The following is a 10,014-nucleotide window of genomic DNA, read 5'->3' on the forward strand; positions in this document are numbered from 1 at the left end:
CAAAGTGGGAACTATTTAACGCACGACCACCAAGAGGTGCATCAACTTGTAACCGTGCCCCCAGACGGCTTGCAGCGGTGCCCGGCCGTCTTGCAGGACGGGCAACTTGCGTCGTAGGCGGCTGATTCCCGCTTCCAGCGCTCGGGGGTCGTAGGCGGCTGGGTTCTTCCCAATGGCCTCGATCAGGGCTTCGCGACTGACCTGCTGGTCGGCCGACCGGGCGATAGCGCCCAGTACCACCAGCTCCCATCTCGTCAGGGAGACGGAGCCGTGTTCTTGAATATCCAGTTGGGATTGCGCAACAAGAAGCCGCCAGGCCTGCTCCCGCCCTCCAGGCGCAAGCCGCAGGCGAAGGTTGTCGATCAAGACCTGCAGTTCGGAAAAATTGATGGGCTTGACCAGGTAATCGTCCGCACCGGCGCGCCGGCATTCCACGCGATCAGCGGCCATGCCGCGGGCGGTCACCATCACCAGGCCGATGGACGGCCCGTATCTCTCCCGCAGTTCACGGGTCAGTGACGCACCGTTTTCGGTATCGCTGCCAAGGTTGTAGTCCAGCAACACGATGTCGGGCGTAAAGCGGCGCAGGGTATCCAGGAGCTGCGCGCGGCTACTGGCCCCCAAAACCGCGTGCCCTGAGTGGGACAAAAAGGAGAGCAATTCCTCTTGTTGCTCGAGGTCATCTTCCACCACGATAATGCGGGCCATAAGTCGTCTGCCTGAAAGTAACGTTGCCACCCACTTTACCCAAGTCATTTCAACGCCTGAGATCGTTTGTCGGCGGGATGAATCTGCAAAGCAGGTTTTTTCTGATCGTCGGTTCCGTTTCGCTTTTCTTTCTCCTGGTGATCTGGGTAGCGTTTTACAACGCTGCCGAGCGCCTGGTTGAGCGGCTCGGTGCGCGTTTTGCCGAAAAGCAGGTGCTTTATGACAAGACACGCACCCTGCAGCCGCTTATCAGCGACGTCGCGCTGGCCCGCCAGATGGCACAAAGCCCCACCATCAAGGCATGGGCGCAAGACGAAAAAAATCCCGTTTTGTATGAAGCCGCACAGGCCGTGCTGGAGCAGTTCCGCCTCAACCTCCACAGCCAAAGCTACACCGTCGCGGTGGCCCGTTCAGGGAACTACTATTTTTACGAACCGCGGGGAAAGCAGGCAAGGGGAAGCTACCCGCTGAATCCCTCTGACCCTGCACACGCCTGGTTTTATGCAGCGCTGAAAAAGAACCAGGATGTCCTGCTCCATGTTGATGAAGACAAAACCCTCGGGGTTTCCAAAGTCTGGATCAATGTGCCGCTGCGCGACGGCGACACCATTTTGGGCACGATTGGCACCGGGCTGGATCTGGACCAGTTCATCAACCGCGTGGCCGATACTTCGCAGCCTGGCATCAGCAACTTCCTGATCAACCAGGATGCGGCAATCCAGATCTCCCGTGACATCAATCACATCAATTTTGCCAGTGTGGCCAACTCTGCGGCGGAGCAAAGTTCGGTGGATCGTTTGCTGAGCAGGCCCGCAGACAGAAACTGGATTCGCTCCACCATTCATGAATTGCAGAATGAGCCGTCGGGCGTGGAGACGCGGTTCGTGCGTTTTGCGGGGAAAAAATACCTTGCCGCTGTGGCGGCCTTGCCCGAACTCGGCTGGTACGACGTCACCCTGCTGGACCTGGGCGTGTTGCTGCCGCAGCGCGATTTTCTGCAAATACTTGGGCTCTCCCTCCTCTCGATTGCGAGCATTCTCACCATCCTCGCGTACTCGCTGCACAAGCTTGTGCTGCGTCCTGTGGGCAACCTGGCCGCTTCCGCCACGCGCATTGAAGACAGCGAATTCATCCCTGAGCCGGACGAGGAAGGCGGTGGGGAAATCATGGCGTTGAAGACGCGTTTTCGCACCATGGCACACGCCGTCCAGCAGAACCAGAACACCCTTACCAACGCAGTGGAGCAACGCACGCAGCAGTTGCTGGATGCCCAAAAGATTTTGACCGTTGCGCTTGACCGCGAGAAAAAACTGCGCGCCACCCAGGCCAACCTGTTGTACACCATGGCCCACGAAGTGCGCCGGCCGCTGGCGGTGATTGGCAACACCACCCAGATGCTCGCCATCCTGACGCAGGCAAAGCAACAGGAATGGAAACCGCGGCTGGACAAAATCATGGGCGCCGTCAACCGGCTTTCGCTTCTGATCACAGACCTGCTCGATGAAGATCGCCTGGCCATGGGCCTGAAGGCGGTGCAGACCCGACGCGGTGACCTGAACGCTTTTTGCCGCGATCTGGCGGTGACCCTGTCGGATCGGCACGGCCGCGTCATCCGGTTTGAGCCGGCAGCGGCAGGGGCTGACCTGATGGCGGACTGGAAGCTGATCAGCATCGCCGTGGGCAACCTTGTCGACAATGCCGCCAAGTATTCACCGCCCGGAAGCGGCATCGTGCTGCGGGTGCTTGCTGCAGATGACACGCTGTCGATTGAAGTCATCGACACGGGCCCGGGCATTGCCCCCGAATCTCAGCAACGGATATTTGAGAAGTTCGTGCGCCTGGAAAACCAAAGCGGCGTTTCAGGATCGGGCCTGGGGCTTTACCTGGTCATGTGGGTCGCCGAAATTCATCGCGGGTCGGCCGAGGTGTCTTCGTCGGAAAACGGCAGCACCTTCAGGATTCATCTTCCCAGAGGATCGGCCTCACCTCAATCGTCATCTTGACCTGACAAGATTCGGACCTGGCCCGTCGGAGTCGCCAGGCAGGCGTTCACAGGCGCTGCCGGCAAGGCGCCTTGATCAGCGGTTGTTGTATTCAGGCTGTTGCTGAACGACCGGGGCCGGCGGCGGCTTCGGACCGTAGCTGGCGCCGTCCTGGGTCCGCAGTGTGGAACCTTCCACCGTCACACGGCTGCCAACGCTGGGAGCACGGGCCACTTCCACCATACGCTGCGAACCGTCTTCCATGCGCACGCCGACCTGGTAAACCGTTTCCTTGCGCACATGCCCCTCGATGGCATTGCCCGCGAAACCACCGCCGACCGCGCCCAGAATGGTGGCAGCCGTGCGGCCGTTACCATGGCCGACCTGGTTACCCAGCACCGCGCCCAGCACACCACCGGCGACCGTGCCGACGCCAACGCCTGGTGGTTTGGTCGAGCGCTCGACGGGGGTGACCGATTCAACCGCGCCACAGACATGGCACACCTGTGCCGCAGCCACCGGCGTCGGGTAAGGAGCGGGGTATGGCGCCGGCGCGGGCGAGACACCCGCATAACTCGGGGCGGGCGCAGGTTTGGGTGTCGGCTTGACCACCTTCTTGACCGGCACGGGCGCGGGTTTGGCAGGTGCAGCCACCGGCTTTTCGGCCAGATCGTCAGCCGCATTGCTGGCGGCGGCCAGGGGTGGGGCCACTTGGGGCGCCGCCTGCGGTGCAGCCAGCGCCACGGGGCTTGCCGTGACAGGGTTGCGCATCTGGTAAATCATGGTGCCGCCCATGGCCAGCACGGCCACGCCCAGTATGCCGACGGCGGCCCACAAAGGTTTGCTGGCCGACGAGGCTTGTTGCCCCGGTTGAAGATTTTCGATGGATGTGTTCATGACATTTTCCCTTCCTGGTAAACCGATTTTTGAGTCCGCTCTCGCGAATTTCAGGTCCGGCACAAAGCCGTTATGACCGGCGTGCAGTGCGTCAGACGCGGACCCTTCATGACCTTCAACGCGCCGACAGCTGGAAAGTACACACGGCCGGGCAATTCGCGGTGTTTTTTTGTAAACGCCCGCGATGGTTCGGTAAAGGGGCGGTAAAGGCGCCAAAGAGGGTCGCCGCCCGCACCGAGAGCCTGGGCCCTCGCGGGTGTGGCGCTTGCTAAAGATTCGGCGCAAGCAGGCGCTGCAGTTCCTGCGCCTTCAGCCCGCGCCGCTGGGCCAGGTCTTGCAGCTGGTCATCGCCAATCTTGCCAACGTTGAAATACGCGCTTTGCGGATGGCTCAGGTAAAAGCCGCTCACACTGGCCGCCGGAGTCATGGCCAGGCTTTCAGTCAAGGCCATGCCGACCTCTTCAGCCTTGAGGAGCTCGAACATGTCTTTCTTGACGCTGTGGTCAGGGCAGGCAGGATAGCCGGGGGCCGGACGTATGCCCTGGTATTTCTCGGAGATCAGCGCTTCGCTGTCCAGGGACTCGGTCGGTACATAGCCCCACAAGTCCTTGCGGACACGCTGGTGCAAGCCTTCAGCGAAAGCTTCGGCCAGCCGGTCGGCCAGCGCCTTGAGCATGATGGACGAATAGTCGTCGTGGTCGTCGAGGAAGTACTTTTCCTTTTTCTCGGCGCCTATTCCGGCCGTGACGGCAAAAAGACCGATGTAGTCTGCGATTTTTGAGGCATTTTGGCCTGTAGCCCCCGTTGAATGAGCGCGAGCAGCTATCAAATCAGGAGCAAGCACCTTGGGCGCCACGAAGTCAGCCAGGCAGCGGCTGGGGCGCATCACGCCGTCAACGGCTGTTTTTTCAGTCTGTTGCCGCAGGCCATACCAGGTCATGGCCACTTCGCTGCGCGTCTCGTCGGTGTAGATTTCAATGTCGTCGCCCACGCTGTTGGCGGGGTACAGCGCCATCACACCATTGGCAGTCAGCCAGCGGCCCTCAATCAGGCGCTTGAGCATGCGCTGGGCGTCGGCATAGACACGCACGGCCTCGGTGCCGACCACTTCGTCCTTCAGGATGGCTGGAAACGGACCGGCCAGGTCCCAGGTCTGGAAGAAGGGGCCCCAGTCGATGTACTGCGCCAGGTCGGCGAGATCGAAGTTCTTGAAGATACGGCGGCCAATGAACTTGGGCACGGGCGGTGTGTAGTGCGCCCAGTCCATCGCCGTGGCGTTGGCGCGCGCCTTGGCCAGCGGCCACATCGGCACCTGCTTCTTGTTGGCGTGCTGCGTGCGCACCTTGTCGTAGTCGGTGTAGAGCTCGTCGATGTATTTGGCGGCCTGGTCGGACAACAGGCTTTGCGCCACGCTCACGCTGCGGGATGCATCGGGCACATAAACCACCGGGCCCTCGTAGTGCGGCGAGATCTTGACCGCCGTGTGCACGCGGCTGGTGGTGGCGCCACCAATGAGCAACGGAATCTTCCTGATGCGGAAATGGTCGTCCTTCTGCATCTCAGCGGCCACGTACTGCATCTCTTCCAGGCTCGGCGTGATCAGGCCCGAGAGGCCGACGATGTCGGCGCCCTCGACCTTGGCGCGCGCGAGGATTTCGTGGCAGGGCACCATCACGCCCATGTTGACGACTTCGAAGTTGTTGCACTGCAAAACCACCGTCACGATGTTCTTGCCGATGTCGTGCACGTCGCCTTTGACCGTGGCGATGATGATCTTGCCCTTGGTCTTGACGTCGCCGCCAGCGGCTTCCAGCAAGAGTTTTTCCGCTTCAATATAGGGAAGCAGGTGCGCCACAGCCTGCTTCATCACGCGGGCGCTTTTAACGACCTGGGGCAAAAACATCTTGCCCTGGCCAAACAGGTCACCGACGATGTTCATGCCATCCATCAGCGGGCCTTCAATCACGTGCAGCGGCCGGCCGCCTTCGGCCACGATCTGCTGGTACACCTCTTCGGTGTCGGTCACGATGTGCTCGTTCATGCCGTGCACCAGCGCATGCGACAAGCGCTGACGCACGGGCAGGGCGCGCCATTCGTTCTTCTTGCTGTCGTCCTTGGCGCCGCTTTTCGCGGTTTCGGCCACTTCGATCAGGCGCTCGCTGGGCGTGAGTTCCGCCTCGCCCGGCTTGTAGACCGGCTGGCGGTTGAGCACCACGTCTTCGACGCGCTCGCGCAGCACCGGGTCCAGGTCGTCGTACACGCCGACCATGCCGGCGTTGACGATGCCCATGTCCATGCCGGCCTGGATCGCGTGGTAGAGGAACACGGTATGGATGGCTTCGCGCACCGGGTCGTTGCCGCGAAAGCTGAAGGACACGTTGGAAACCCCGCCCGACACCTTGGCGCCCGGCAGGTTTTGCTTGATCCAGCGCGTGGCGTTGATGAAGTCAACCGCGTAGTTGTTGTGCTCTTCGATGCCGGTGGCAATGGCAAAAATGTTGGGGTCGAAGATGATGTCTTCAGGCGGGTAGTCCAGCTCGTCAACCAGCACCCGGTAAGCGCGCTCACAGATCTCGACCTTGCGTTCGTAGGTGTCGGCCTGACCCTTTTCGTCGAAGGCCATCACCACCGCCGCCGCGCCGTAGCGCTTGAGCAGCTTGGCTTGTTGCTTGAAAGGCTCCAGCCCTTCCTTCATCGAGATCGAGTTGACGATGCCCTTGCCCTGGATGCAGCGCAGGCCAGCCTCGATGACACTCCATTTGGAGCTGTCGATCATGATGGGCACGCGGGCGATGTCGGGTTCGCTGGCGATCAGGTTCAGGAAGCGCATCATGGCCGCCTGGCTGTCCAGCATGGCTTCATCCATGTTGATGTCGATGATCTGCGCGCCGTTTTCCACCTGCTGGCGCGCCACCGCCAGCGCCTGCTCGTATTCGCCGTTCAGGATCATGCGGGCGAAGGCTTTGGAGCCGGTGACATTGGTGCGCTCGCCGATGTTGACGAACAGCGTGCCCGCGCCGATGGCGACCGGCTCCAGGCCGGACAGCTTCATGGGAGGGACAGAGGACAAAGATTCAGATTCAGACACGGACTCACCTTGAGGCAAAGGTGAGCGTCGTTGCCGCAGGGACCGCCAAAAGAGGCCGCCTGTAACCCAAGCCTGACGAACGCTATGGTCCGCTGCAACGCTCCTTGGGTTACCATCATTTTAAGGGCTGAAAGCAGCCCGCGCCATATTCCGGCGCCAAAGCCCACAGATGCGACAAAGTCAAGGGATTGCCAGCCATCATGTTTGAAAACCTCTTCGGCAAAAAGCGGCACATGCCCGACGCGCCCGAGTCCATGCGCCCCAAAGACCGCATGCGGGCCATCGAAGGCTCCAGCACGGCCGAACTCGCCGCCCAGCTGCTGATTGCACCCACCGCACTGATGCAGCTCACGCTGGAGGAAGCGTTCACTGTCGTCAGCTACATGATGCCGCGCCGGATTGCCGAGGGGACCACCTTCATCCGCGAAGGCGACAAGAGCGACACGGGGTATATGGTGCTGCTGCTCGAGGGCGAAGTCACCGTCGAAAGCATTGTCGTGAGCCGGCGCACGCCCATCACCATCACGGTGCTGGGCCCTGGCAGCCTGATCGGTGAGATGGGGCTGGTCGACGGGCAGGCCCGGCTGGCGTCCTGCACCGCCAGCAGCGAGGTGCGCTGCGCCGTGCTGTCGCGCGCGGCGCTTGAAAAAATGGGGGCGGAGCAACCGGTGACTGCGGCCAAACTGATGTTTGCCGTTTCGCTGCGCATCGCCGAACGGCTGCGCGATGCCAGCGAAAAACTCAAGATGTACAGCCAGCTGGTACTCGCCATGCAGCAGGAAATCGACCGGCTGATGCCAGGCTGAACCTTCTGACCGAAGGGGCCGGACGCCCCTTCGCAGACACCCTTCGTACTTCTTCTGTCTAGTCGAGCTTGATCTTGGCGACCTTGATCAGGCGGCCATAGTCGGCATGCTCTTTCATCACCAGGTAGGCAAAATCGGCAGAGCTCATGGGGCTGGGCGTCGCGCTCATACGCGCAAACTTTTCCGCGGTGTCGGGGGTGTTGAGCGCGTCAGCAAACGCCCGCTGAAGCTGGTCTGCCGTGGCTTTGGGGAGATTGGCCGGGCCAAAAATGCCGAACCAGGTGCTGATGTGAAAGCCGGGCAGCACGTCGTTGATGGTGGGGATTTCCGTGAAGCTGCTGGAGCGGTTGATGGTGGTCACGCCAAAAGCGACCAGCTTGCCCGACTTGATGTTGGCGCTGGCGGAGGCCAGGTTGTCGAACATCAGGTCGGTCTGGCCGGTCAGCAGGCCTGATTGCGCCTGCGCCGAACCGCTGGACGGCAGGTGCACCACGCTGATCTTGGCCAGGTTTTTGAACAGCTCACCAGCCAGGTGGCCCGCGCTCCCGTTGCCTCCCGAGGCGTAGGTCAGACGTCCGGGATTCTTGCGCGCGTACGCGATGAGGTCTCGTGTGTCCTTGATTTTCAGCCGCTTGGCCGTTTCGGCATTCATGATCAGCACGTTCGGCACCCGCGCCACCAGCGTGATGGGCGTGAAGTCCTTCAACGCGTCGTACGGCATGTTCGGGTAGAGCCAGGGATTGATGGCGTGGGTGGCCACTGCGCCCATCACCAGGGTATGGCCGTCTGCAGGCGCCTTGGCGACGAGGGCCGCGCCCACGTTTCCGCCGGATCCCGGCCGGTTGTCAACAGTGACTTCCGTTTTGAGCAGGGGCCGCAGCTTCTCGGCCAGGATGCGCGCGGCGTTGTCCAGCGGGCCGCCGGCTGGATAGGGGACGATGATCGTCACCGGTTTTTGGGGAGACAGCTGCGCATGGCCAGCGAGAGCCGTCATGGCCAGCGTGAACGCCGCTGCAGCTTTGATAAATAAACCCACCTTCATGATTTCCTTTGTGTATTGCATTGGTTTTGCCAGCCGTCAGCGCCGCAGGGCGCAGCGCAAAGAATGAAACAGGGCTTGGCAAAAGGGCCTGACTATAGCCGCGAAATGTGACATTCCGGCACAGCCGCATGGCATTTTTATAAGCATGCTTATTGACGGCGCGGCTGCGAGCGCCAACCTTCTCGACGGCGGCTTTATCCCAGGCCGGGACGAAGCCGCCCGATGCTCAGGCGGCTTCTTTGTAGAACATGCCGGGCTGCAGGGCACGGCCGGCAACCGGCGCGACTGCGTGCGCGATGGCGCCGATGTGGTCCGGCGTGGTGCCGCAGCAGCCGCCCACAATATTGACGAGGCCTTCTTCGGCAAATTCGCGCAGCAGGCGCGACGTCACATCGGGCGTTTCGTCAAAGCCGGTGTCGCTCATGGGGTTGGGCAGGCCGGCATTGGGGTAGCAGCTGATGAAGGTGTCGCCCGCCACACGGGCCAGTTCCTGGATGTAAGGACGCATCAGCGTTGCACCCAGGGCGCAATTCAGGCCCACGGCAAGCGGAGCGGCATGGCGCACGCTGTGCCAGAAAGCCGTCACGGTCTGGCCGCTCAGGATGCGGCCCGACGCATCCGTCACGGTGCCGCTGATGATGAGCGGCAGGCGCTCGCCGGAGTTGTCGAAGTACTCGTCAATCGCAAACAGCGCCGCCTTGGCGTTGAGCGTGTCGAAGATGGTCTCAACCAGCAGCACATCGCTGCCACCCTTGACCAGTGCTTCGGTTTGGTCGTAGTAAGCCTTGCGCAGCTCCTCAAAGCTGGTGTTGCGTGCGCCCGGATCGTTCACATCGGGGCTGATGCTCGCTGTTTTGGGCGTGGGGCCGAGGGCACCGACCACAAAGCGCGGTTTGTCCGGCGTCGAGAACTTGTCGCAGGCGGCGCGGGCAATGCGGGCTGACTCGTAATTCATTTCAATGGCCAGCTCGGCCATGTCGTAGTCGGCCTGCGCCACCGTGGTCGCGCCGAAGGTGTTGGTTTCAATCATGTCGGCGCCCGCGGCCAGGTAGCCTTCATGGATGTCCTGGATCACGTCGGGGCGCGTCAGGCTCAGCAACTCGTTGTTGCCCTTCACGTCCTTGTGGAAGTTCTTGAAGCGCTCGCCGCGGTACTGGGCTTCATTGAGCTTGAAGCGCTGGATCATCGTGCCCATGGCGCCGTCAAGAATGGCGATGCGTTGTTCGAGGATGGCCGGCAGTTGCTGCCCACGGGTGTAGATGATTGGCTTCATGCCCCGATTTTAAGGCCGGGGCGCTTAACCCTGTACGACGATGCCACCCGAGCAAGCGATGAATCCCACAACCCAGCCAGGGCCGCGGAACCGGCTTTGCCGGGCCGCAGGCGCACCGGCCCCCTCGGGGGGCAGCGCATTACACGAAGTGAAAAGCGTGGGGGCCTTAGACGACAATAGGGGGATTGGCCCCATCATGAAAAACTTTCAACCCAAGG

Annotated in this window: 7 protein-coding genes and 1 riboswitch; of the genes, 2 read left to right on the forward strand and 5 right to left on the reverse strand. The window is 61.6% G+C overall.

Annotated elements, in window-relative coordinates:
• Positions 1–15: 15 nt before the first annotated feature.
• Positions 16–708 carry a response regulator transcription factor gene (locus ABI546_RS00755; RefSeq protein WP_348043112.1) on the reverse strand — a complete coding sequence of 231 codons (693 nt, stop codon included), beginning with the start codon at positions 706–708 and terminating at the stop codon, positions 16–18.
• A 77-nt stretch (positions 709–785) separates the two neighbouring features.
• Between ABI546_RS00755 and ABI546_RS00760 the strand changes: the two genes are divergently transcribed.
• Complete coding sequence (locus tag ABI546_RS00760) at positions 786–2,711, forward strand: sensor histidine kinase (protein WP_348043114.1); 1,926 nt, start codon at positions 786–788, stop codon at positions 2,709–2,711.
• Positions 2,712–2,786: 75 nt separating this feature from the next.
• On the opposite strand, the gene ABI546_RS00765 is transcribed toward ABI546_RS00760, so the two are convergent.
• Positions 2,787–3,587 (reverse strand): glycine zipper 2TM domain-containing protein, encoded by an 801-nt coding sequence (locus ABI546_RS00765; protein WP_348043116.1) that lies wholly within the window; start codon positions 3,585–3,587, stop codon positions 2,787–2,789.
• Positions 3,588–3,855: 268 nt separating this feature from the next.
• Entirely contained in the window at positions 3,856–6,675 is a 2,820-nt protein-coding gene (gene metH / locus ABI546_RS00770) for a methionine synthase (protein ID WP_348043118.1), read from the reverse strand.
• Positions 6,676–6,690: 15 nt separating this feature from the next.
• Positions 6,691–6,787, reverse strand: a riboswitch (S-adenosyl-L-homocysteine riboswitch).
• Positions 6,788–6,875: 88 nt separating this feature from the next.
• On the opposite strand from metH, the gene ABI546_RS00775 reads away from it, so the two are divergent.
• A complete protein-coding gene (locus ABI546_RS00775) occupies positions 6,876–7,481 on the forward strand; it encodes a cyclic nucleotide-binding domain-containing protein (RefSeq protein ID WP_348043120.1) in 606 nt (201 codons plus the stop codon).
• 58 nt (positions 7,482–7,539) lie between these two features.
• On the opposite strand, the gene ABI546_RS00780 is transcribed toward ABI546_RS00775, so the two are convergent.
• Positions 7,540–8,544 carry a tripartite tricarboxylate transporter substrate binding protein gene (locus ABI546_RS00780; RefSeq protein ID WP_348043122.1) on the reverse strand — a complete coding sequence of 335 codons (1,005 nt, stop codon included), beginning with the start codon at positions 8,542–8,544 and terminating at the stop codon, positions 7,540–7,542.
• Positions 8,545–8,749: 205 nt separating this feature from the next.
• Positions 8,750–9,796: a homocysteine S-methyltransferase family protein gene (locus ABI546_RS00785; protein WP_348043124.1), complete on the reverse strand. Its 1,047-nt coding sequence runs from the start codon at positions 9,794–9,796 to the stop codon at positions 8,750–8,752.
• Positions 9,797–10,014: the final 218 nt, after the last annotated feature.

The sequence above is a fragment of the Polaromonas sp. genome, assembly GCF_039932935.1.
GTDB lineage: Bacteria > Pseudomonadota > Gammaproteobacteria > Burkholderiales > Burkholderiaceae_C > Polaromonas.